Origin of the sequence: Mucilaginibacter sp. CSA2-8R (genome assembly GCF_038806765.1) — a bacterium.
In the GTDB taxonomy this organism is placed as follows: domain Bacteria; phylum Bacteroidota; class Bacteroidia; order Sphingobacteriales; family Sphingobacteriaceae; genus Mucilaginibacter.
On the sequence record NZ_CP152389.1, the window covers coordinates 4,064,323 to 4,086,988 of the forward strand.

General features: G+C 43.0%; 21 protein-coding genes. 11 read left to right on the top strand and 10 right to left on the bottom strand.

Annotated elements, in window-relative coordinates; genetic code table 11:
• Nucleotides 1-48: 48 nt before the first annotated feature.
• Nucleotides 49-405, bottom strand: a complete 357-nt coding sequence (locus AAGR14_RS17305; protein WP_342645494.1) for a helix-turn-helix domain-containing protein — start codon at nt 403-405, stop codon at nt 49-51.
• A gap of 394 nt (nt 406-799) precedes the next feature.
• Here AAGR14_RS17305 and AAGR14_RS17310 point away from each other — a divergent pair, with 394 nt between their 5' ends.
• Together AAGR14_RS17310 and AAGR14_RS17315 are read left to right on the top strand one after the other, a co-directional pair.
• On the top strand, nt 800-1,975 hold the full coding sequence (locus AAGR14_RS17310) for a glycosyltransferase (RefSeq protein WP_342645495.1): 1,176 nt from the start codon (nt 800-802) through the stop codon (nt 1,973-1,975).
• 770 nt (nt 1,976-2,745) lie between these two features.
• On the top strand, nt 2,746-3,990 hold the full coding sequence (locus AAGR14_RS17315) for a hypothetical protein (RefSeq protein WP_342645496.1): 1,245 nt from the start codon (nt 2,746-2,748) through the stop codon (nt 3,988-3,990).
• A gap of 591 nt (nt 3,991-4,581) precedes the next feature.
• Here AAGR14_RS17315 and AAGR14_RS17320 read toward each other — a convergent pair.
• Complete coding sequence (locus AAGR14_RS17320) at nt 4,582-5,205, bottom strand: hypothetical protein (protein WP_342645497.1); 624 nt, start codon at nt 5,203-5,205, stop codon at nt 4,582-4,584.
• 647 nt (nt 5,206-5,852) lie between these two features.
• Here AAGR14_RS17320 and AAGR14_RS17325 point away from each other — a divergent pair.
• Together AAGR14_RS17325 and AAGR14_RS17330 are read left to right on the top strand one after the other, a co-directional pair.
• A complete protein-coding gene (locus AAGR14_RS17325; protein WP_342645498.1) occupies nt 5,853-6,386 on the top strand; it encodes a YceI family protein in 534 nt (177 codons plus the stop codon).
• A gap of 251 nt (nt 6,387-6,637) precedes the next feature.
• Nucleotides 6,638-7,258: an L-threonylcarbamoyladenylate synthase gene (locus AAGR14_RS17330; RefSeq protein ID WP_342645499.1), complete on the top strand. Its 621-nt coding sequence runs from the start codon at nt 6,638-6,640 to the stop codon at nt 7,256-7,258.
• A gap of 64 nt (nt 7,259-7,322) precedes the next feature.
• Here the strand turns inward: AAGR14_RS17330 and trpA are convergent, their stop codons facing one another.
• From trpA to trpD, 4 genes are all read right to left on the bottom strand, one after another.
• Nucleotides 7,323-8,093: a tryptophan synthase subunit alpha gene (trpA, locus tag AAGR14_RS17335; protein WP_342645500.1), complete on the bottom strand. Its 771-nt coding sequence runs from the start codon at nt 8,091-8,093 to the stop codon at nt 7,323-7,325.
• 140 nt (nt 8,094-8,233) lie between these two features.
• Entirely contained in the window at nt 8,234-9,415 is a 1,182-nt protein-coding gene (gene trpB / locus AAGR14_RS17340) for a tryptophan synthase subunit beta (protein WP_342645501.1), read from the bottom strand.
• Nucleotides 9,416-9,417: 2 nt separating this feature from the next.
• Nucleotides 9,418-10,038 carry a phosphoribosylanthranilate isomerase gene (locus AAGR14_RS17345; protein WP_342645502.1) on the bottom strand — a complete coding sequence of 207 codons (621 nt, stop codon included), beginning with the start codon at nt 10,036-10,038 and terminating at the stop codon, nt 9,418-9,420.
• Between the two features lies 1 nt (nt 10,039).
• Nucleotides 10,040-11,029 carry an anthranilate phosphoribosyltransferase gene (gene trpD, locus AAGR14_RS17350; protein ID WP_342645503.1) on the bottom strand — a complete coding sequence of 330 codons (990 nt, stop codon included), beginning with the start codon at nt 11,027-11,029 and terminating at the stop codon, nt 10,040-10,042.
• Between the two features lie 288 nt (nt 11,030-11,317).
• On the opposite strand from trpD, the gene AAGR14_RS17355 reads away from it, so the two are divergent.
• Nucleotides 11,318-12,262: an ion channel gene (locus AAGR14_RS17355; protein ID WP_342645504.1), complete on the top strand. Its 945-nt coding sequence runs from the start codon at nt 11,318-11,320 to the stop codon at nt 12,260-12,262.
• A gap of 44 nt (nt 12,263-12,306) precedes the next feature.
• Here the strand turns inward: AAGR14_RS17355 and AAGR14_RS17360 are convergent, their stop codons facing one another.
• From AAGR14_RS17360 to recR, 3 genes are read right to left on the bottom strand one after another with little or no spacing between them, the layout of a single operon-like run.
• Nucleotides 12,307-13,122, bottom strand: coding sequence for an SDR family oxidoreductase (locus AAGR14_RS17360; RefSeq protein WP_342645505.1), 816 nt, complete (start codon nt 13,120-13,122; stop codon nt 12,307-12,309).
• Nucleotides 13,119-13,946, bottom strand: a complete 828-nt coding sequence (locus AAGR14_RS17365; protein WP_342645506.1) for a glycosyltransferase — start codon at nt 13,944-13,946, stop codon at nt 13,119-13,121. Before AAGR14_RS17365 ends, AAGR14_RS17360 begins: the two co-directional genes overlap by 4 nt.
• Before the next feature lies 1 nt (nt 13,947).
• On the bottom strand, nt 13,948-14,568 hold the full coding sequence (gene recR, locus AAGR14_RS17370) for a recombination mediator RecR (RefSeq protein WP_342645507.1): 621 nt from the start codon (nt 14,566-14,568) through the stop codon (nt 13,948-13,950).
• Between the two features lie 201 nt (nt 14,569-14,769).
• Between recR and AAGR14_RS17375 the strand changes: the two genes are divergently transcribed.
• From AAGR14_RS17375 to AAGR14_RS17390, 4 genes are all read left to right on the top strand, one after another.
• Complete coding sequence (locus AAGR14_RS17375; RefSeq protein WP_342645508.1) at nt 14,770-16,254, top strand: sodium:solute symporter; 1,485 nt, start codon at nt 14,770-14,772, stop codon at nt 16,252-16,254.
• A gap of 19 nt (nt 16,255-16,273) precedes the next feature.
• A complete protein-coding gene (locus AAGR14_RS17380; RefSeq protein WP_342645509.1) occupies nt 16,274-16,981 on the top strand; it encodes a TIGR00730 family Rossman fold protein in 708 nt (235 codons plus the stop codon).
• A gap of 251 nt (nt 16,982-17,232) precedes the next feature.
• Nucleotides 17,233-18,477, top strand: a complete 1,245-nt coding sequence (locus AAGR14_RS17385; protein ID WP_342645510.1) for a TCR/Tet family MFS transporter — start codon at nt 17,233-17,235, stop codon at nt 18,475-18,477.
• Nucleotides 18,478-18,563: 86 nt separating this feature from the next.
• Nucleotides 18,564-19,802, top strand: a complete 1,239-nt coding sequence (locus AAGR14_RS17390) for a TCR/Tet family MFS transporter (protein ID WP_342645511.1) — start codon at nt 18,564-18,566, stop codon at nt 19,800-19,802.
• Nucleotides 19,803-19,858: 56 nt separating this feature from the next.
• Here AAGR14_RS17390 and AAGR14_RS17395 read toward each other — a convergent pair whose 3' ends face one another.
• Entirely contained in the window at nt 19,859-20,374 is a 516-nt protein-coding gene (locus AAGR14_RS17395) for a hypothetical protein (RefSeq protein ID WP_342645512.1), read from the bottom strand.
• A 222-nt stretch (nt 20,375-20,596) separates the two neighbouring features.
• Between AAGR14_RS17395 and AAGR14_RS17400 the strand changes: the two genes are divergently transcribed.
• Together AAGR14_RS17400 and mnmD are read left to right on the top strand one after the other, a co-directional pair.
• Nucleotides 20,597-21,928, top strand: coding sequence for a rhodanese-like domain-containing protein (locus tag AAGR14_RS17400; RefSeq protein ID WP_342645513.1), 1,332 nt, complete (start codon nt 20,597-20,599; stop codon nt 21,926-21,928).
• A gap of 45 nt (nt 21,929-21,973) precedes the next feature.
• Nucleotides 21,974-22,663: a tRNA (5-methylaminomethyl-2-thiouridine)(34)-methyltransferase MnmD gene (gene mnmD, locus AAGR14_RS17405; RefSeq protein ID WP_342645514.1), complete on the top strand. Its 690-nt coding sequence runs from the start codon at nt 21,974-21,976 to the stop codon at nt 22,661-22,663.
• Nucleotides 22,664-22,666: the final 3 nt, after the last annotated feature.

Below are 22,666 nucleotides of genomic sequence, written 5' to 3' on the forward strand. Positions count from 1 at the left end.
GGCTTAATTAATTTAACGGCCTTCTATTGATGACAATAGTAATTATCATCAGTCAAATAGGATTTTTTGCAGCAGTTGGTTATACTTCTCTAACAGCTCTATATATTTCTGATGAATATCTTTATCCGGATTATCATTATTGGCTTCGTCGACTTGTTCCATACGGTCAGCAATCCATGAGGGATTGCTTTGATCATTGCTTTGAAATAACTCCGGAAAGTCTACGGAAAAATCGTGGTTAATGTGCTCTGCAAATTGGAGTATTACCTCCTTCTTTAACCTCTTTTTCTTAAACCATATATAGATAGTTCTGCGGTCTACAGAAAGGAGCCGTGCGAGTTCGCTAATGTTGTACCCATTTAAGCGAATTATCTTTTCAATCAGTTGCCCGTGATGTCTGTTCATAAAAGTACAGTTTTACGTTGTCTTTTGACGATAAATCGCGGCTAAGTATAAAATTGGATCGGAAATATGCTAACGAATCTCTTCGCTAATGGAGATTACCAGGTTTATAAATTATCTAAAAATTTGTAAAATTCTAACTATATCAAAGCAAGTTAATTAATTTTAGTATCATACCTTTGACTTACATACGGAATTTGTAGTTCATTTAGTTTTACTATATTTTTTTAATTACTAATTACAGTAAAGATCAAGATGTTAGATTACCTTCCCACATCACTCGTGCATTGCCCCAGTGCTTGAGCCGGTATTAAAGGAAAGAGACATTACCGCTGTCTACGACTAATTAAATTACTGTATTGAAGCTGGTAATGATTACATAAAACCAATTAAAAAGATGCAAATCATCAAGATAATGTGGATGGCGTTTCAGGTGCTGATTGGGTATAATCTGGTGCTGCCCCTGCTGCTGTTAGCCATCTACAGCATACGACATAAACGGAGAGTTACCACGACTGCTGCACCTGTGCAGGCCGACTATGCCATCATTGTCACGGCCTATGAATGGGTAACGGCCATACCCGAGGTGGTAAGCTCACTGCTGGCCCTTAACTACAGCAACTACCTGATTTATGTTGTAGCTGATAAATGCGACGTCAGCGGGCTTCACTTTGACGACGAGCGGGTCATCATTCTGCGCCCCGAGCAAACCCTGGCCGGCAACGTACGCTCGCACTTTTATGCCATCAACCACTTTAAGCGTGCACACGAGCGGCTTACTATCATCGACAGCGATAACCTGGCCCATCCTGAGTACCTGAACGAACTGAATAAACGCTTTGACCAGGGCTTTGAGGCGGTGCAAGGCGTTAGAGAAGCCAAGAATCTGGACACCACCTATGCCTGTTTAGATGCCGCCCGTGATATCTACTATCACTTTTATGATGGCCAGCTGCTTTTTGGAGCCGGTTCATCAGCTACCCTGGCAGGCTCGGGTATGGCTTTTACCACCAAGCTTTATGTAGATTGCCTGGGTGGTAGGGATGTAAGCGGGGCAGGTTTTGACAAAGTACTACAGGCAGCTATTTTAAGCCAAAACAAGCGCATTGCCTTTAGTGGCGAGGCCATTGTGTATGATGAAAAGACTACGCACTCTGAGCAATTAGTTAAACAGCGTGCCCGCTGGATTAACACCTGGTTCAAATATTTTAAATATGGTTTTACTTTGCTGCTGCAGTCGGTAAAAAACTTCAGTTTAAACCAGTTTTTGTTCGGCCTGGTGCTGCTGCGCCCGCCGCTGTTTATCTTTTTGATACTCTCGGTGCTTTGTATGGCGGTTAATGTGCTGGTAAGCTGGACAGCAGTGGCGCTTTGGGCGGCAGGCTTTGGCTTATTTGTCTTGGGCTTTTACCTTTCGCTGGTCAACTCAGAAACTGATAAGCGCATTTATGCATCGCTGGTAAATATCCCAAAGTTTATCTACTTTCAGATACTTTCGCTGCTTAAGGCGCGCAAAGCCAACCAGTATTCGGTGGCTACACGCAGTACACAGCAGGCTACAACCGCTAAGTAAACTCCTACATCTTATCCATATAAACTTTAAGCTTGTGCTATTTAATCACCTATCCAAGTAAAAACGCCTGGATAAATGTTGAACGCTTCTGTTCCTGATTTCGATTAGTTCAACTCAATCAGGTTACGGGCAGCCGGCTGGCGGTCCTGGTGCGCCTGATAGAAAAAGAGTTTACCATTGAAAAGCTGGACTTGGTTAAGGGCATCTGTGTTCTCAGCTGCTATACAGGCTTGGCTTACGCAGATGTCCGTAAGCTTAAGCAATCAGAAGTAGCACCCGGCGTCGACAGTAACCGCTAGATTCATACAGCCAGGAAGAAAATTTATACCATCTATCATGTTCCGGTGCTGTCTATAACGTCGTCTATCATGGAAAAGCATTCGAATAATCCGTATTGCGTAGCAAGGAGCTTATGCTACCGGTCGTCAGCAACCAAAAGATGAATGCATGCCTAAAAATTTATCTTCGACCTATCGGATGGGCAAATACTTGAGCGGCTCAGGCCTATTGCAGAAGCAGATGCCCACTATGGATTAAGGGAAATGACTAATCCTTTGTTCGGTTTCTAACTTTTCATTTATTAGGAGCAAAATGTGACGCAATCAATAAAAACTAAGATGCAAGCGCTGTTAATATAATCAGTATAGAATATTCATACCTCATGAATATACAGGCAAGCTATAATTGCATGTTTAATGCAGTTTTGCATGGGTGTATTAAAACATTTGTTACCAAGCAGGCTTTGTTAGTTGATACTAATTACTCCGCCATTGAAATCAAGAAATTATAAAAAGAAGCTGATACTGATCATCATCCTTCATATTATTACCATAGTTGCTGCTAAGGCTCAGAATGCAGCATCGATTATTCCAGACACCGTTATCCGAAAAGACACGGCGCGCCAGACTGACCTGATTGATATCGGCAAAGCACTGTTTCACATCAGACCGAAAGTGATCCGAACTCAAAAAGATAAAAAATTTTACTTTTCAGTACTCCCGGTAAGCAGCTCCGTTCCGGGTGGGAATGGAAGGGCGCTGGTCACCAGTACAACGGCTGCCATATTCTTGGGGCCACAGAAAACTACCAACCTAAGTAGTGCTACCTTTGCCCCTTACTGGAATTTCGGTCGCCGGTTTGGCTTGCCACTCCGCAACAATATCTGGCTGCCAGACAATGCCTACACCATCCAAGGTGACATCCGGTTTCTGCGATATCCCCAATATACCTGGGGGCTGGGCAGTAGCAGGGATCAGCCCGATCGCACCTTAGTCAATTATAATTACATTCGCTTTTACCAAAGCGCGCTTAAACGGATTCAACCGTTTTTATTTGCAGGCATCGGATATGCATTGGATTACCGTTCGGGTATCGGCAGCGACGATGAGGCCATCGATCTCAGGCAGTTTACCAAATATAACTACGGCGTGAGCGGCAGCTCAGTATCATCAGGCGTCACCTTTAACGTACTATACGATACCCGGAAAAATGCGCTCAATCCCATCCCAGGCGCCTACGCGAATTTAGTATACCGGATAAATCCAACCTTCCTGGGAAGCAATAACAACTGGAGCTCATTGTATCTTGACGTTCGGAAGTATATCTCGCTTAATCCTGCTAAACCTGTTCAGCAAAATACGCTGGCATTCTGGTCTTACTTTTGGACCGCTTTTAACGGCAACGGACCTTACCTTGATTTACCAAGTATTGGCTGGGATCCTTACAACAGATCTGGTCGCGGTATAGATCAGAACCGTTATCGTGGCAAATCTTTGTTTTACTTTGAAAGCGAATATCGGAGGGATATTACTGCTAATGGGCTTATTGGCTTCGTTTTGTTTGGCAATATAAATACGGTGAGTGGTTCCGGATCATTATTTACATCATGGCATCCGGCCGCAGGCACTGGTTTAAGGATTAAAATGAATAAGGCTTCGGGCACTAACATCGGTATTGATTACGGCTTCAGTAAAGGCTACAATACGATTATGCTGAATCTTGGAGAGGCATTTTAAGGAAAAGTACCGCGTAACTGCTATTACAATACATAGACAATTACCTACGGTTAACACAGAAGGTTAAAAACATTAGCTAAGATGAGGATGAATTTAACGGGGTATCGTTTAATGCTTTTAACCTTTGTTGTAATGATGGTTTTTGGTGCAATCATGAAGTCTTTGGCAGGTTAGGTATTTTGCGGCAGACATAACAAGATAACCTATCAGGCCATTTATAAGTAATTATAATGCTGATAATCTTGTTTGTACGTTCACACCCTGAGCAACTATACGGCTTTCGTAATTATTTACCGCTTCTATATAAAGCTTGTTAACTTCATTAAGCTCTGCTTCATTCATCGTTCGCTTGCAACTTTTATTTCAATCTTTTTTTTCTGTCTTGCTGCCTGTAAAATTTTCTACTATGTATGTATAGCAATGAAATCTAATTGCCAAATCCAAATAACAAAAACCAGAGAATTGTGAGAACGGGTCGCAGAGTGTATGTTTATTTAATTCTATGTACAACAACCATTCAAAGAGGAATGCAGAATTCGCGTATAATTATACCAGGAAAATACTCTTTAATTCCTGATTTGAAACCAATTATTAAGGGTGCTTGACCATTTGGTGATAGAGCATCTCTAAAGCAGCTGGTGTTACACTAATTTTTCCGCGAAAAGGGTTATCCATGGTACCAATTAAATAAATCATCAAGCCTAACAAACCGGCCAGTAAGGTGGTCATAGCCACATGCATGGATAAGTTTTTTACATCAAAAAACCAGGATACCACAATACAAATCATTCCACCTATAACAACCAACGTCCACAATACAGCGGGCAAACCTGTGTGGGTCGAATTGATGCGCGACCTTCTTATTTCTACCAGATTGTTAAATTGCTTAAACATTTCTGCTTCAAGCACCTGATCCCGAATCGTTTGTGGATTGTAACTCATTAAATGAGTTTGAAAGGTATCTAAATACAAGCCAGATTGAGTTGGCAATAAACCTTTGCGTTGCTGAGGCCAACTTACACGAATAACGTTGTCTACGTAGTTTCTTAAATCCTTCTGCAGCTCATCTTTCAGCGAATCTGGATAGCACCTCACATCACGGTAAATACTGGCCACAACCTGGGCTTCCTCATCTACCTTAGCATTGAGGCTCGAATACGTATTCCAGGTGCCGGCTGCTACTAAACCGAGCGTGATGCCATAAAAAACGGTCATTGCAGCAAGGTAATAGCTAACAATATCGTTATGAGCATAATCTTTATGATGTAGCCGCTTGATGTACTTGCGCGTACACAAAAGCCCAATGAGCCCAAAACTAACAAACAGCAAAATAATGACACTTGCAAATAGCCAATTAGGAAAGTCGTACAGAAAATAAAAATTCATCACGTTCGCGCTTAATGTTCTCCCTACCCTTCAGGCCTTTTTTCGACTATCAATGAAAGCAGTGTCTCGTTAACGGGGTAATGATATGTTTGTTTTTAATTTAATTCATACTGGCGTAACCTCCCAAAAGTGTATGGTTAGAGCTGCAAGGTAACAGTAAACTACCGACATCAACAGGTCTATTATAAATTTAAAAGCATTAACCAAGAAGCCAAATTTCATTCCGCTTTGTTTCGAGGCTGATTGTAATCATAAACTCAGAGAATTGCCACTCATCGATTAAATAACGGTAAGCATCTGCTTCTTTTATCACCGATAATTTAATCAGCGAAATTTATTCAATGTTGAATATTACCAATCATATCCCCTTTACCTGCGTTTAACTTTTATCAAATCAATCCAAATAAAACACAATAAGTTTTCATGTTTAAACAGTGGATTGTTTACTATTGTGAAAACCTTTAAAACTATAAACCATGGCAACTACAAAATGGGTTTTAGATCCCATGCACTCCGAAGTACAGTTTAAAGTTAAGCACCTGGTCATTTCTACAGTAACCGGGTCGTTCCGCAAATTTGAAGGACAGGTAGTAACCGAAAGTGAAGATTTTCAGGATTCGGAGGTCGACTTTTCGCTGGATGTTGACAGTATTGATACCACTCAGGAATCGCGCGACCAGCACCTGAAATCAGCCGAGTTTTTTGATGCGGCCACTTATCCAAAAATCACCTTTAAGTCTACCTCGCTTAAGAAAGTGAGCGGTTCTGATTATAAATTAGAAGGTAACCTGACTATTAAGGATGTAACCAAACCGATTGTGCTTGATGTAGAATTTGGTGGTTCGGCAGCAGATTTTTACGGTCAGACTAAGGCTGGTTTCGAAATAAATGGCAAAATTAACCGTAAAGATTTTGGACTGACCTGGGAAGGTATTACTGAGGCCGGCTCCATTGTAGTGGGCGAAGAAATAAAATTAATCATCAACGCGCAGTTTACCAAGCAAGCGTAAAATATTATTTAGTAAAAGGCCTGATGAGCCAGGAGTGTGCACCAAGCGTGCTCCGCCTTTGCTCATCAGGCCTTTTTGTTTACAAACACTTCGACATATCATTTTAAAACGGTAGCTCGCACGGGTTAAAATACTATGGCAATACCGAGTGTTGCTTTGTTTGTAAATTCCTGCTTACATTTTAAGATGGCTCATTACAAAATTTTAGCACATATTGAAACAGATCGATACCTGCATTTGCTATAATAAATATGCTGATTAAAATTTATCCGGAAAACCCTAACCCGAAAGCCATTGACCAAGTAGTGCAGGTTTTAAAGCGGGGCGGGTTAATTATTTACCCTACTGATACCGTTTATGGTTTGGGCTGCGATATTACTAACCATAGAGCCATCGAAGCCATTGCCCGCATCAGACACATCAAACCCGAAAAGGCTAACTTTTCTTTTATATGCCATGATCTGAGCAACCTGGCTGATTATACCAAGTCTATTGACAACACTACCTTCAGGGTGCTTAAAAAGGCATTGCCAGGTCCGTTTACTTTTATTTTGAATGCCAGCGGCAAGGTACCCAAACTATTAAGTTCCAATAAAAAAACGGTGGGTATACGTATACCCGACAATAACATTGCCCGCGAAATTGTAAAACAATTGGGCAACCCTATTTTGTCTACCTCTATACGTGATGAAGATGATATACTTGAGTACTCAACCGACCCTGAATTGATTCATGAAAAATACCAGGACATGGTAGATATTGTAATTGATGGCGGGTACGGTGGTAACGTGGCCTCAACCGTAGTAGACGTAACCTCAGGCGAATTTGAGGTGATACGTGAGGGTAAAGGCGATTTGGAAATGTATCTGTAAGATATGATGTCTTTAGGGCCAAAAAACTAATGGTATCCTTTTAGTTTTCCGGCCCTCTAAGTTTTTATCCTCTGATGCTTTTGATAAACTCCGGTATTTTTTCCATGTAACCAGGTGTTCCTAACAGCTTCACAAAAGCACTTCCAACAATTGCCCCATTGGCATAGGCTGTTGCCTTTTGATAAGTGGCCTGATCGCCAATACCAAAACCAATCACCGTTGGGTTTTTAAGCTGCATATCTTTAATGCGTTGAAAGTAAGTTTCTGTAGCATCTGATACTTGCAGATTGTGGCCGGTAACTGATGCTGATGATAACAGGTAGATAAAACTGTTACTTAACTCATCAATTTTCCGTATGCGGGCTTCGGCAGTTTGCGGGGTTACTAAAAAGATATTGCTTAACTCATATTTGGCAAAGCAGCCTTGGTATAACATTTCATATTCATACATCGGCAAGTCGGGCACGATCACCCCATCCACCCCTACTTCGGCGGCTTTGGCACAAAAGCGTTCAACACCATATTGCACCATAGGGTTTACATAACCCATCAGCAGTACAGGTATGCTAACCCGCTTACGGAGGTCAGCCAACTGTTCAAACAGCAGGTTCAGGTTCATCCCGTTATCCAGCGCTTTTTGCGAGCTATGCTGAATGGTTGGCCCATCGGCAACCGGGTCTGAATATGGAAAACCTATTTCCAGGAAATCCGCTCCGGCTTTTTCGAGTGCTTCGGCAATGTTAAGCGTTGTGTTAAGTTCGGGATAACCGGCTGTAAAATATACTGATAACAGGTTGTTCTTTTTTTTCTCGAACAATTGGTTTAATCGGTTCATGTGTTTAGTTCAGGGTTGGTGGTTCATAGTAGAGAGTTTATAGCAAATAGTTAATGGTTCATGGCAGATAGTTTATGGCAATTCTATCTGCCGGCCTTAGTTTGCTATTGCTGAATGTCTGGCGAACCGCTAATCATTATTTAAAAGCCGAAGTGTTTAATATAGGTTGATAAATCTTTGTCGCCACGGCCCGACAGGCATACTACTACGTTATCGCTTTTCTCAAATTTCATTTTTTCAAGATAAGCGAATGCGTGCGCCGACTCGATAGCAGGGATAATGCCCTCTAACTGCGATAACAGCAAGCCGGCCTGTAACGACTCATCATCAGTAATATTTACATACTGTGCACGCTGTATTTTATGCAGGTGAGCATGCTGCGGGCCGATACCGGGGTAATCCAAACCTGCCGAAATAGAATACGGCTCTACCACCTGCCCGTCGTCAGTTTGCATTAATATGGTACGACTGCCATGCAGTATACCTTCGCGGCCCAATACCGAGGTAGCCGCCGAATGACCGCTGTTAACACCTTTGCCAGCTGCTTCAACAGCAATCAACTTTACTTGTTCATCATCTAAAAAATGATAAAACATACCCATGGCATTACTGCCGCCGCCTACACAAGCCAACACATACTCAGGTAATTCTTTACCGGTTTGCTCCAGTAATTGTTTTTTGGTTTCTAACGATATGATGGATTGAAACTGCGCTACCATCTCCGGATACGGATAAGGCCCCACTACCGAACCAATGATATAATGCGTATCAACCGGGTTGCCAATCCAATCGCGCATGGCCTCATTGGTGGCATCTTTCAGGGTTTTGCTGCCCGACGTGGCCGGCACTACAGTGGCACCCAGCATTTTCATGCGGGCTACATTTGGGGCTTGGCGTTCCATATCTATCTCGCCCATATACACCACACATTGCATACCCATCAACGCGCAAACCGTAGCCGTGGCCACACCATGCTGACCGGCACCCGTTTCGGCAATGATGCGTTTTTTGCCCAGGCGCTGGGCTAAAAGTATTTGCCCAATGGCATTATTTATTTTGTGCGAGCCGGTGTGGTTTAAATCTTCGCGCTTTAAAAATATATTGGCACCATATTTTTCTGAAAGGCGTTTTGCCAAATACAGTGGCGAAGGCCGGCCAACGTAATCTTTAAGCAACTGGTCAAACTCGCTTTTAAATCCGGCATCACCAATAATTTTCTGGTATTGCTGCCGTAATTCCTCAACGTTTGGGTAAAGCATCTCAGGGATGTATGCCCCTCCAAAATCTCCGTAATATCCCTGCTCGTTTACTGTATATTTCATGGTTAGTTAGCTCTTAATATGTCAAATGCGTTGCGTAACTGATCTAAATTTTTTAAACCGGGCGCAATTTCAAACCGGCTATTTAGGTCAACACCGTAAAATGCCGGGTGTTTAATTTCTTTTACGCTTGCTATGTTCTCCGGGCTTAAACCACCGCACACAAAAAACGGAACATCCAACTTGTACTTAGCTAAAATGTCCCAGTTAAAAGTTTTACCCGAGCCACCGTGCCCTATAGTTTTAGTATCAAACATAAAATAATCCACGTGGCCTGCATAGTTGTTTAGCTGCGCAAAATCAAAATCGTCATCAACACCAAAAGCCTTAAAAACAATAACCCTATCTTGCAATGCCTGGCAAAATGCCGGCGATTCGCTGCCATGCAATTGTACAGCATCAAACCTAAATTGGTTTATCAGGGCATCAATTGAATCAGCATCTTCGTTTACAAAAACAGCTGTTTTGCAGATTGATTGGGGTAAAGCGCTTAATGCATCGGCTGGCAGGTCGGCAATATAGCGTGACGATAAATTATAGCAGATGAAGCCCATATAGTCGGGGCTTAATTCGGCCAATGCTTTTATATTGTCGGGCTGCTTCATCCCGCAAACTTTAATCTTCATGTTAGTTTTGCAACAGGTTCTTGAAACTTTCCATGGCTTTTCCGTTCATCAGGGCTTCTTCGGCTTCATAAAAACTATCAGCAAAAGTTTGGCGGCCTTTAATGGTGCGAATGGCTAATGCGGCATTGCAAAGCACTACGTTGTTTTGGGCAGCAGTCGCTTTGCCTTCTAACACCTGCATAAATATAGCGGCCGAGTCTGCCACCGTATGGCCTCCGGTTATTTCGACAGCATTAACTTTATCAAAACCTAAAGCGCTGATACTGTTAATCCGCTCGCCATCTGCCGAAAAGGTTTTAAAGTCGCCGGTTAACGATACCTCGTCATAGCCGTCTAAAGCATTAACGATGGTATAATTTATCATTGATTTTTGATATAGATAAGCGTAGAGGCGGGCCAGTTCGAGGTTGTAAACACCAACCATTTGATTGTTAGGCCGGGCCGGGTTAACCATTGGCCCGAGCATATTAAAAAAGGTCTTAACTCCCAACTCGCGGCGTACAGGGGCCACGGTTTTCATGGCGGGATGAAACAGCGGTGCATGCAAAAAACAAATATTGGCCTTATCCAACCCCCTGTTGAGCTTATTGCCGTCGCTGGTAAACTGGTAACCTAGATATTCCATCACGTTGGATGACCCGCAGCCAGACGAAACACCGTAATTGCCGTGCTTGGCTACTTTGTACCCTGCCCCGGCCACTACAAACGATGCCAGGGTTGATATATTAAAGGTGTCTTTACCGTCGCCACCGGTTCCGCAAAGGTCTATCAAATCCTCAGCTTCTAAATTAACAGGCAGGCACAACTCCAGCATCGCATCCCTAAAACCTTCCAGTTCGTCAACCGTAATAGTACGCATACAGTAGGCCGTCATGAACGCCGCCATTTGCGACACGTTGTACTTGCCTTGCGCTATATTGGTGAGTATCTCTTTAGACTGCTCCCGGCTAAATGTTTTGTGCTCGAATAAATGATTAAGTATCGCTTTCATATTTCACCAGCTTCCTAAAGTGGGAGCATGTACGTTTTTTATCCCTGATTTGTTTCTCTAACTCCTCCCGTCAGGATGCCGGGGGGCATAAAAAAAGGGCTGCCTTGCGGGCAACCCTTCATATTATATCAATTAATAAACAGGAGATTGCCTTACGATTACTCGTTAAGCCACCACCAGTTATTGTTTTGTATATTCATTGTTTACGGTGGCAAATATGATTATTGTTTTTTCGAAATGCAAATCATTATAATATTTTTATGAGCAAAACAGCACTCAGCAATTTACATGGCTATAGGTAACAGAGTAATTAACCCCGAAGATGATTTAGGCTTTGGCAGACAGCCCGTTGCACAACGGGTAATTAACAAGGACGGCTCGATCAACGTTAACCGCCGGGGCCTCCCCTTTTTTAGAACAACCGATGTTTACAACCATCTCATCAGCATGAGCTGGACTAAATTCTGGCTGGTGGTACTGAGCGGTTACCTGATTACCAATATTGTGTTTGCTTTTGTTTATAACCTTACCGGTATACAAAACCTGGATGGTGCCGATGGCAAAACGCTGATAGCTCACTTTTTTGATGCCTTTTTCTTTTCTGCACAAACGCTGTCGACGGTTGGTTACGGGCATATTAGCCCTAAAGGCATACTCACCAACTCCATTGCGGCTTTTGAGTCGATGTTGGGCTTACTGTCATTCGCTTTGGCTACAGGTTTACTCTACGGGCGGTTTTCGCGTCCGTCGGCTAAAATTGTTTACAGTAATAACATGCTGGTAGCGCCTTACCTGCAAAATCAAAAAGGCTTGATGTTTAGGTTGGGCAATATGCGCAGCAATACGCTTATCGACCTTTCGGTTGATGTAATATTTTCTTACAACGAGCAGGGAGACGGAAAGATAGTCCGGAAATTTTTTCCGTTGATATTAGAGCGGAGCAAAGCCAGCATTTTAACGCTAAGCTGGACGGTAGTACACCCGCTTGACGAAGACAGTCCGCTTTACCAGGTAACGCCCGAAGAATTAAAAGCCACTAACGCCAACTTTGCGGTTTTAATGAAAGCATATGACGACACTTTTTCGCAAACGGTACATTCGCGCACGTCTTACCAGTATGATGAGTTGATATGGGGAGGCAAATTTACACCGGCATTTTACACGGATGAGGACGGTAAAGTATCGCTCGACTTAAGCAGAATCAGCGCTTTTGCAAAAGCAGAATTTATTTAATGGTTCTCGATGATTGCTTAAGCCTAATCAAGGTAAAGATTTATTTATTTGAGCAGTGGGTCTTTCTCTTTAGCAAAAACATTAAAAACCAGCTTATCCAGCCAGGCAGGGAATATTTTACTTAGCGTTACGGTGAGTTTGCCTTGCCCCGTCATAATGAGCGTACGGGTGCGGTTTTCAATACCATCGGCAATAATCCTAGCTACTTCTTCTGCGGTCATCATCTTTTCTTCGTTCAGGCTGCTTTCACCTTGCTGTTGAGCACTTTGGTTAAGTGCCGTGTTACGAATATTGGAAGCTGTAAAACCGGGGCAGGCCGTCATGACGTGGACGCCGGTTTTTAAGTTTTCAATGCGCAAGGCGTCTAAAAAGCCATTCATGGCAAATTTTGATGCCGAGTAGCCCGTACGCCCGGGTAAACCCTTATATCCGGCAATAGATGATACGCCTACAATGCTGCCCTGCGTTTTAATAATTTCGGGCAAAGCATACTTGGTGCAATATACGGTACCCCAAAAGTTAACATCCATCAGGGTTTTCAGTACCTTCAAATCCAAATCTTTAAACAGCGCACGCATAGATATACCGGCGTTATTAACCAGCACATCTATTTTACCAAAAGTAAGCTGTGCTTGTTTAATTAAAAAGGCGCAGTCGTCCTCAACACTTACATCGCACTGTACGGCTAACGCTTTAATTTGAAAACGTTTTTCGATATCCTGCGTAATTTCGCATAAAGTAACATACTGGCGTGCACCTAAAACTAGACTAGCGCCACGACCAGCCAGTTCATAAGCCAATGCCTTGCCAATGCCTGATGAGGCACCAGTGATGATAACAACTTTATTTTTTAAATTCATACAGCTGATGAAGACCACCTGGGCATAGCTTTGAGGCGTAGCTCCGGCATCTTTAATAAGTATTTAGCTGCAAAAGTAAACATTGCACCGTAGAAGTTACGCAAATGGTGCCAGCTAACTTTAGATGGCTGCATCACCTGCTGCTGTATTACAAATGTTTTGGCGAAATAATAATTACGGAACCCCTCCAACCGCATACGGTATGAAAGATCAATGTCGTAACCATAAACCGGGAAACGCTCATCAAATAAACCGGTTACATTTAAAGCCGCTTTGCGCAACAGCATAAAGCAGCCGTTAAGCACGTCGGTCTCTGTATTTTCAAATTCTTCTACCCAACCGGCTTCGTAATGCGGACTAAACAGCCGTGACTTTGAAAACAAGCGTGCTAAACCTGTAAAACTGAAAAAATTAATCCATGCAGCAGGCATCCCCTTTTTTGATTCTGGAATAAAGTGACCTTCGGCATCCAGCATACGTACAGACAAACCACCAACATGCGGGTGTAAATCCATAAAATGTAAAACTTTATCCAGTGTTTCTTCGCTATTGATGATCGATGGGTGCATAATTAAGACGTAATCACCAGAGGCATTTTCCATTGCCTGGTTAACAGATTTTGCAAAACCTAAATCTCTGTCATTAACCATCAGGTTTACTTCCGGAAACTCAGTTTCTAACATGGCTACCGACCGGTCGGCCGAAGCATTATCTACCACTATCATTTCCATATCCAGGTTAAGCGCAGCCTTTTGCAAAGCCGAAAGGGCGTTTCGCAATGGCTTACACATATCCTGATTAATAATGATAGCAGATAGTTTCATATTATGTTTTAACGAGCGAATTTTCGTATGGAACGCGGGTAGTGATTGACCGCCCTAAGGTGATTTCGTCTACATACTCTAACTCTCCTCCAAATGCTATGCCACGGGCAATGGTTGATATACTAATATTATAATCTTTTAACTTTTTATGTAAATAAAAGATAGTGGTGTCACCTTCCATAGTTGCACTCAGCGCAAAAATCACTTCTTTCACCTCATTAGCCCTAATTCGCTCCACCAACGACTCAACTTCCAGGTTAGAAGGCCCAACACCATCCATTGGAGAAATCAGTCCACCAAGCACATGGTATACACCACTGTACTGATTTGTATTCTCTATGGCCATTACATCGCGTGTATCTTCAACAACACAAATGGTTTGATGGTCGCGTTTGTAGGATGCACAGATCTCGCAAACGGTATAATCAGAAATATTGTGGCAGGTACGACAATGCTGTATTTCGTTACGCAGTTTCGTCATGGCTACACTAAAACGCTCCACATCTGGCTTGTCCTGGTTAAGCAAATGCAACACCAGCCTAAGCGCCGTTTTTTGCCCTATCCCGGGTAGTTTAGTAAATTCTCCAACAGCATTCTCCAGCAATTTCGACGAAAAATTCATACATCAAATTTACAAAAATTACGCCTAAAAATTGGTCAACACACCGTCATCTGCTATTAAAATCAAGGTTTATCTTTTCGTTTTTTAACCCTTACGCAGGCAGCATAAAAGTTTTTATATTAGCTTGCACACACTAACATCAACTTGCGGGCTGATAGCACATGCTAACCCTATTAAACTGACTAATTTAAGTAAACAACTATGTCGCCAGGAACACTACTCATATTTATTGCCGGATACTTTTTGGTGCTGATTCTGATCTCTTACCTTACCTCGCGCAAATCATCCGATAATGATACGTTTTTTGTAGCCAACCGCAATTCCAAATGGTACCTGGTAGCCTTCGGCATGATCGGCACAGCCCTGAGCGGTGTAACCTTTATATCGGTACCTGGCAAGGTGGGTGCCCCCAGCGGCGACCAGTTTGCTTACTTTCAGTTTGTGCTGGGCAACGCGGCCGGCTTTATTATTATTGCCACCGTACTGCTACCGCTGTACTACCGCCTGCAAGTAACATCCATTTATAGTTATATCGAAAACGCTTTGGGCCGCTGGAGTTATAAAACGGCTGCTACCATTTTTTTGATCAGCCGTACCATTGGTTCGTCTTTTAGGCTGTATTTGGTAGTGATTGTGTTGCAGAAATTTATTTTCGACAGTTACGGTATTCCGTTTTGGGCAACAGTGATGCTTTGCCTTTTGCTCATCTGGTCGTACACGTTTAAAGGTGGATTAAAAACTATTATTATTACTGATAGTTTGCAAACGCTGTTTTTGGTATCGTCCGTGTTTTTGTCTATCTATTTTATCTGCCGCAGTTTAGATTACAACCTGTTTGAAGCAGCAGACGCCATCAAAAACAGCAGCTACTCTAAAATATTTTTCCTAAACGATTTTGTAAGCAGCAAACTGCACCTGAGCAAACAGTTTTTAGGCGGTTTATTTATCACCGTGGCCATGACCGGACTTGACCAAGACTTGATGCAGAAAAACCTGAGTTGTAAAAATATTGGCGAAGCGCAAAAAAACATGTTTAGCTTTACAGCGGTATTTGTGGTCATCAACATTTTCTTTTTAAGCGTTGGTGCGTTACTGTATATCTACGCCGCTAAAAATGGCATCACTGTTGAAAAAACCGACTACTTATACCCCACCATTGCGCTCAAGCACCTGGGCATTATACCAGCCATTGTATTTATGTTAGGCTTAACAGCGGCTACCTTTGCCACTACAGACTCGGCACTGACGGCACTAACAACTTCTTTTTGCGTTGATTTTTTAAACTTCAATAAGCGTAGCGATACCAATAGCCCGGCTATGGTTAAAGTTCGCCACTATGTGCACATTGCATTTTCGGCATTGATGTTTTTAACCATTATTTTATTCAACGCGGTAAATAATGATGCTGTGGTAAGCGCAATTTTTAAAGTAGCCTCATACACTTATGGTCCGCTGCTTGGGTTGTACAGCTTTGGTTTGTTTATGAGCAACAAGCAGGTAAATGATAAGCTGGTACCTTTTATTTGTTTGATATCGCCGGCAATATGTTACTTTTTAAGTACCGAGTCTGCCAAAATTTTAGGTGGATACGTTTTTGATAACGAATTAATCATTGTTAACGGTTTAATTACCTTTGGCGGTTTGCTGCTTACCTCAAAGGCTAAAACTAAAATAGCAGCGTTATAGTTAATTTAAATTTAACAGCATGACGAATGATGATAAAATAAGACAAGCTTTTCATAATGAAAACTGGCACGAGATTAAAGTAACCGACTCATGGCAGATTTTTAAAATTATGGCCGAGTTTGTTGATGGTTTTGAAAAACTGGCCAAAATTGGCCCTTGTGTTTCTATATTTGGTTCGGCCCGTACGCATAATGATAACCCGTTTTATAAACTGGCAGAAGATACCGCGCGCCTGCTTACTGAGCGCGGCTTCGGTGTAATATCTGGCGGTGGCCCTGGCGTTATGGAAGCGGCCAATAAAGGCGCTTACGAAGCCGGTGGTAAATCGGTAGGTTTAAATATTGAACTGCCGTTTGAGCAGTTCCATAACAAGTACATCGATCGTGATAAACTGCTGGAGTTTGATTACTTTTTTGTGCGCAAGGTAATGTTCATGAAGTACTCGCAAGGCTTTATTGTGTTACCCGGCGGCTTTGGTACCATGGACGAGTCTTTTGAGGCAATCACCCTAATTCAAACCGGTAAAATTGCCCGCTTCCCGATTGTATTCGTGGGCGTAGATTACTGGAAAGGTTTATTTGACTGGGTGGAAGACAAGATGTTGAACAGTGAACACAACATCAGCCCAGACGATTTGAATTTATATCGCGTGGTTGACACCGCCGAAGAAGCCGTGGAGCATATTTTCCGCTTTTACGGTAAATATTTGCTTAAACCTAACTTTTAATAGTTTTTACTACAACTATTATAGGCTGGCTTTAGTAACGCTGCTGCGCTTATATAACAAACCGAATATTTCGAAGCAGAAGTGTTCGGTTTGTTGCTTTTAAGGCTTGCTTAGTTGGTATGCCTTAGGTATTTTTCTCAATAAATCACCTGGCGTTAATTTGGGCTGACAAGCGTTTACCAATTACATCCCGCAATGATGTATGCGATTTAAACCATCAATATAGCGTATAATTTGCTTATTTTGCAGGCATGGAGCAACCTGTACAACCTAAACGTGAGCCTGCCTTAGGCTTCATTTTCGTTACGTTACTGATTGATATTACGGGCTTCGGTATCGTCATTCCGGTGTTTCCAAAACTGATAGAACAATTAATTCATAGCAATAATTTAAGCGACGCAGCACAATACGGCGGTTGGTTAACCTTTGCCTACTCTGTTATGCAGTTTTTATTTGCCCCGGTGTTAGGCAACCTGAGCGATAAATACGGCCGGCGCCCGGTATTATTAGGTTCGCTACTGGGCTTTGGTATTGATTATACCTTTCTGGCCTTTGCTCCAAGCATTTGGTGGCTATTTGTTGGCCGTATTATTGCCGGTATTACCGGCGCCAGCTTTACCACAGCATCTGCCTACATTGCCGATGTAAGCACGCCCGAAAAGCGGGCACAAAACTTTGGTATCATCGGCGCAGCTTTTGGTTTGGGCTTTATTATTGGTCCTGTACTTGGCGGTGTTTTAGGTCAGTACAGCACAAAGCTCCCCTTTTTAGCGGCTGCAGCCTTGGCTATCCTCAATGCTATTTATGGTTACTTTATACTGCCCGAATCGTTAGCTAAAGAAAACCGCCGCGAGTTTGAATGGAAAAGGGCCAACCCAATAGGTTCACTAATGCAGCTAAAAAAGTACCCGGCCATCAGCGGGCTTATTGCTTCTTTAATTCTAATTTATATTGCAGCCCATGCCGTGCAAAGCACCTGGACATTTTTTACTATGGAACGGTTTAACTGGAACCAATCAATGGTAGGTTATTCGTTAGGTTTTGTCGGGTTATTATCGGGCTTGGTACAAGGTTTACTGATACGTGTAACCATACCCAAATTAGGGCAAAAAAAGAGCATTGTTTGGGGCTTACTGCTTTACAGCATTGGCCTGTTTCTATTTGCCTTTGCTACCCAAAGCTGGATGATGTTTGCCATATTGATACCGTACTGCCTGGGCGGTATTGCAGGGCCGGCATTGCAGGGTTTAATCAGTACGCAAATTCCGTCTAACGAGCAGGGCGAACTGCAGGGCGGCCTCACCAGTTTAATGAGTGTTACCTCTATTGTGGGTCCGCCACTCATGACATCGCTTTTTGCCTGGTTTACCGATAAAAGTGCCCCGTTCCAATTTCCGGGTGCTCCGTTTTTGATGGGCGCTATATTAATGCTGCTAAGCACGCTACTAGCAATACGCAGCTTTAAAAAGGCACGAAAAATGCAACCAGTAGCATAAACAAGCCATTATAAAGCATATTAGCTTACTTAAACCAAACATTTTTGCACCAATTTATTTTAACTGGTGATATCTTTTTATAACACATGAGCGAAGCTGTAAAGCCTAAACGTCCTGCTGCACTGGGATTTATTTTTGTAACGGTATTTATTGACGTGCTGGGCTTAGGCGTTATCATACCCGTTCTTCCTAAACTGCTGCAGCAGTTAGGCCATGTTGATGTGAGTATGGCTTCGCAGCTGAGCGGCTATCTTACATTTACCTATGCACTAATGCAGTTTATATTTTCGTCGGTGCTGGGCAACCTAAGCGACCGTTATGGCCGACGACCAGTTTTGCTCATCTCACTGTTGGGATTTGGTATTGATTATATTTTAATGGCCTTTGCTCCTACTGTGTTCTGGCTTTTTGTTGGCCGTTTAATAGCCGGTATTGCAGGTGCCAGCGGCACAACGGCTACCGCTTACATTGCCGATGTGAGCACCGGCGACAAACGGGCGGCCAACTTTGGCTTAATTGGCGCGGCTACAGGTTTAGGCTTTATTGTGGGTATTGGCCTGGGCGGATACTTGGGCGATGTAGGCCTGAAAATTCCCTTTATGGTAGCTGCCGGACTGGCCTTATTAAATGCCTTTTACGGTTACTTTGTGCTACCAGAATCTTTAGCACTCGAAAACCGCAGGCCGTTTGACTGGAAAAGGGCTAATCCGATTGCCGCTTTAAAACGGCTGAATATGTACCCGGCCATATCCGGACTGGTAAGTGCTTTTACTTTGGTTTACATCGCTTCGAAGGCCGTAGAAACAGTGTTGGCTTTTTTTCTGATCGAAAAGTTTAAATGGAGCATGAGCAGCATCAGCAGCCTGGGTATTTTTATAGGTGTATTGCTTATTGGCATCCAGGGCGGCCTTATACGCATCATTATCCCTAAACTGGGGCAGGAAAAAAGTATCGTAACCGGTTTGCTTTTTTACGCCATCGGTTTAACCTTAATTTCGTTTGCCAGCCAGGGCTGGCAAATGTACCTCTTCATGATTCCGTACTGTCTGGGCGGCATATCCGGGCCGGCGTTACAGGGTTTAATTACCAGCAAGGTAGAAGCCAATGAACAAGGCGAGTTACAAGGCGGATTAAATAGTTTGGTGAGTATCACCACAGTAATTGGTCCGTTATTGATGAGCAGCTTATTTGCGCATTTTACCAACCCCAAAACTTCATCTATCTATTTTCCTGGAGCGCCTTATTTGCTGGGCGCCATTTTGATGCTGATCAGCACCTTTATTGCTATAGGCAGCTTTAAAAAGAATGCACTGGTGAAATCTTAACCCCCCAAGCGCATAGTAAGTTTACACTTTACGCTGATAATGGCTTTTTCTGTCGTCTATTTTAACGAAGTAAGCCCGAAAAACTTGAACTGGCCTTGCTCTTTTACAAACTGAAATGCATAGCGCACGCCCTCATACCCTTTTATTTTGTCGGGCTGACGGGTTACGTACCAGATGTCATAAACGTTTAATACCTCGTCGGTAGTGTTGATATTTTGGGGCTTGTAGTTTTTAATCTTCTCTGTTACCACAAAGTGTTTAGTAGTATGCACGGCTTCCCAAAGTTTGGTGCGCGGCAGCGTACGTAATGTGCTTTTGATGTAACTATCAGCCGAAACCAGTTCATTTGCTGTATTAGCCTGTGTAGCACAAGGCTGGCAGTACACCCGGCTTAATGAGAGCTTTTTTAAGGTACGTACATTCTTAGTAGCTATAGCTTTTACGTACTGCCTCCAAACTGCCTCTACAGCTAACGAGTCAGTTTTAGATGTTTTCACCATTTTCATTTGCTGTCCGCATGATGATAGTAAGAAAACCCCTAAGGCAGCGGCAATAAAAATATATTTAGTCATGGGTAATTATAAACAAGTTAATTGTTAAAAAGTGCAAGCAACTTGCCTGGCACCCCTTTTTACGGTACCTCAATAAACGCAAAATAAACAGATGTGTGTTTTCGCGCTTATACAAATTTTCAACATCAGTACTAACTGCACCGCTATAATGGCAAAAGCTTGACTAAATTGCTGTTTGGCTTACCTCGTATCAACCAACGTAAAAGTTATCTTTGCCTACTTATGCTGATACATCAATTTTATGATACCGATTTGGCACACGCCTCTTACGCTGTTTTACGGGCGGGCCAAATCATAGTTATTGATCCGGCACGCAATCCGCAGCCTTATTATGATTTTGCTACCCTCCATGAGGCCAGTATTGTAGGCATTATAGAAACGCATCCGCATGCCGACTTTATAAGTTCGCACCTCGAAATTCATGAAACTACCGGGGCAACTATTTATGTAAGCCGGTTGCTGGGGGCACACTATCCGCATCAAACTTTTGACGAAGGCGATATCATTCCCTTATCTGATATACAATTACAAGCCATCAACACACCAGGTCATTCGCCCGATTCTATTTGTGTGCTGGTAACCGACGAAAACGGACAAACCACTACCCTGTTTAGCGGCGATACCCTGTTTGTTGGCGACGTTGGCCGGCCTGACCTGCGCGAAGAAGCCGGCAACATTACAGCTAAAAAAGAAGACCTGGCCCGGCAAATGTACCACACTACCAGGCACAAGTTAATGACTTTGCCTGAAGAGGTAGTGGTTTACCCTGCTCATGGTCCCGGTTCGTTGTGCGGCAAAAACATGAGCCCCGATTTGCAAACTACCATTGGCCGCGAATTACGCGAAAACTACGCGCTGCAACTGATGGACGAATTAAAGTTTGTGAAGGATCTGATTGCCGACCAGCCATTTACACCGCAATACTTTGGTTTTGATGTAGAACTCAACAAACAAGGCGCTCCAGCCTATGCACCAAGCCTTGCTGCTATTCCACGTTTACCGGCTGATAGCATTTTAGCTAACGGTACATTAATTATTGATACCCGCCCTAAAGCCGATTTTAACAGCGGACACATTAAAGGTGCCATCAACCTGCAATTACAGGGTAAATTTGAAACCTGGCTTGGCGCCATTATAGCCCCGGAGGAACCTTTTTATCTTATAGCAGCCGACGAAGCCAGGCTGGAAACGGCATTGGCTCGTGCGGCCAAAATTGGCTACGAAGGGCAAATTAAGGGTGCTTTATTTAATCCGCCGCAAGCCAAACAGATTTCGGATGAACTAAACTTGGAAGCTTTTAAAGCTAACCCCGACGATTTTACCATTATTGATACCCGCAACTGGAACGAAATTAACGCAGGCTTGCTGTTTAAAGATGCTTTAACCATCCCGTTACCCGAAATACGCAACCGGATAGCCGAGATTCCTACAGATAAACCCATAGTGGTGCATTGTGCTGCGGGATATCGTTCGGCAGCAGCGCGCAGCATTTTGAGCGGACAGATCAGCAGTGTACCGGTTTACGATTTGGGAGAGGCTGTCACAACTTTTTAAATAACTTGCATTCCATGATCGTTACCTGCATATTGTTAAACAGCCATGAGTAATTTATCTATTGTAACCACGGGCGACGGTTCAAAAACTATATTTAACGCCGAGGTAGGCGAAAATTATCATTCTAAACATGGTGCCTTGCAAGAAAGCCAGCATGTGTTTTTAAATGCAGGTCTGCGATACTTTATGGCAGGTACAGATAGTACCGAGGTATCCGTTTTGGAGGTAGGTTTAGGTACCGGACTCAATTTTTTACTGAGTGCTGAGTTTTGTATGGCCAAAAGCATTAAACTTCGTTATACCGGTATTGAGGCTTATCCGCTTAGCCCGGAAATGATTGCCCAGACAGGTTATGATGCTTATGTTTCGGCATCAATGTGGCAGGCTTTTTTAACTGGATATAGTGATTCTTTGAACCATCCGGTGCAACTCAATCAACATGTAGAGCTATTCGCAGCACATACTATACTGATGAACTTCAGTGCGCAACAGCAATACGATGTTATTTACTTTGATGCCTTTGCCGCCATCCACCAGCCCGAAATGTGGAACGAGGAGGCTATACAGCATACTGTACAATTTCTAAAGCCGGGCGGTGTATTTGTTACCTATGCTATTACCGGCAATTTAAAACGGCAACTCAAAGCACTGGGTTTAAAAGTAGAAAAAGCCCCTGGTGCTCCCGGTAAGCGCGAAATGCTCAGGGCCACTAAATTAACCGAAGCCAATCTTTAATAA

Bases quoted from the DNA above. Each gene is read 5' to 3' on its own strand.
- AAGR14_RS17305 (WP_342645494.1), bottom strand. From the start codon at position 405: ATGAACAGACATCACGGGCAACTGATTGAAAAGATAATTCGCTTAAAT.
- AAGR14_RS17310 (WP_342645495.1), top strand. From the start codon at position 800: ATGCAAATCATCAAGATAATGTGGATGGCGTTTCAGGTGCTGATTGGG.
- AAGR14_RS17320 (WP_342645497.1), bottom strand. From the start codon at position 5,205: ATGACCGTTTTTTATGGCATCACGCTCGGTTTAGTAGCAGCCGGCACC.
- AAGR14_RS17325 (WP_342645498.1), top strand. From the start codon at position 5,853: ATGGCAACTACAAAATGGGTTTTAGATCCCATGCACTCCGAAGTACAG.
- AAGR14_RS17330 (WP_342645499.1), top strand. From the start codon at position 6,638: ATGCTGATTAAAATTTATCCGGAAAACCCTAACCCGAAAGCCATTGAC.
- trpA (WP_342645500.1), bottom strand. From the start codon at position 8,093: ATGAACCGATTAAACCAATTGTTCGAGAAAAAAAAGAACAACCTGTTA.
- trpB (WP_342645501.1), bottom strand. From the start codon at position 9,415: ATGAAATATACAGTAAACGAGCAGGGATATTACGGAGATTTTGGAGGG.
- AAGR14_RS17345 (WP_342645502.1), bottom strand. From the start codon at position 10,038: ATGAAGATTAAAGTTTGCGGGATGAAGCAGCCCGACAATATAAAAGCA.
- trpD (WP_342645503.1), bottom strand. From the start codon at position 11,029: ATGAAAGCGATACTTAATCATTTATTCGAGCACAAAACATTTAGCCGG.
- AAGR14_RS17355 (WP_342645504.1), top strand. From the start codon at position 11,318: ATGGCTATAGGTAACAGAGTAATTAACCCCGAAGATGATTTAGGCTTT.
- AAGR14_RS17360 (WP_342645505.1), bottom strand. From the start codon at position 13,122: ATGAATTTAAAAAATAAAGTTGTTATCATCACTGGTGCCTCATCAGGC.
- AAGR14_RS17365 (WP_342645506.1), bottom strand. From the start codon at position 13,946: ATGAAACTATCTGCTATCATTATTAATCAGGATATGTGTAAGCCATTG.
- recR (WP_342645507.1), bottom strand. From the start codon at position 14,568: ATGAATTTTTCGTCGAAATTGCTGGAGAATGCTGTTGGAGAATTTACT.
- AAGR14_RS17375 (WP_342645508.1), top strand. From the start codon at position 14,770: ATGTCGCCAGGAACACTACTCATATTTATTGCCGGATACTTTTTGGTG.
- AAGR14_RS17380 (WP_342645509.1), top strand. From the start codon at position 16,274: ATGACGAATGATGATAAAATAAGACAAGCTTTTCATAATGAAAACTGG.
- AAGR14_RS17385 (WP_342645510.1), top strand. From the start codon at position 17,233: ATGGAGCAACCTGTACAACCTAAACGTGAGCCTGCCTTAGGCTTCATT.
- AAGR14_RS17390 (WP_342645511.1), top strand. From the start codon at position 18,564: ATGAGCGAAGCTGTAAAGCCTAAACGTCCTGCTGCACTGGGATTTATT.
- AAGR14_RS17395 (WP_342645512.1), bottom strand. From the start codon at position 20,374: ATGACTAAATATATTTTTATTGCCGCTGCCTTAGGGGTTTTCTTACTA.
- AAGR14_RS17400 (WP_342645513.1), top strand. From the start codon at position 20,597: ATGCTGATACATCAATTTTATGATACCGATTTGGCACACGCCTCTTAC.
- mnmD (WP_342645514.1), top strand. From the start codon at position 21,974: ATGAGTAATTTATCTATTGTAACCACGGGCGACGGTTCAAAAACTATA.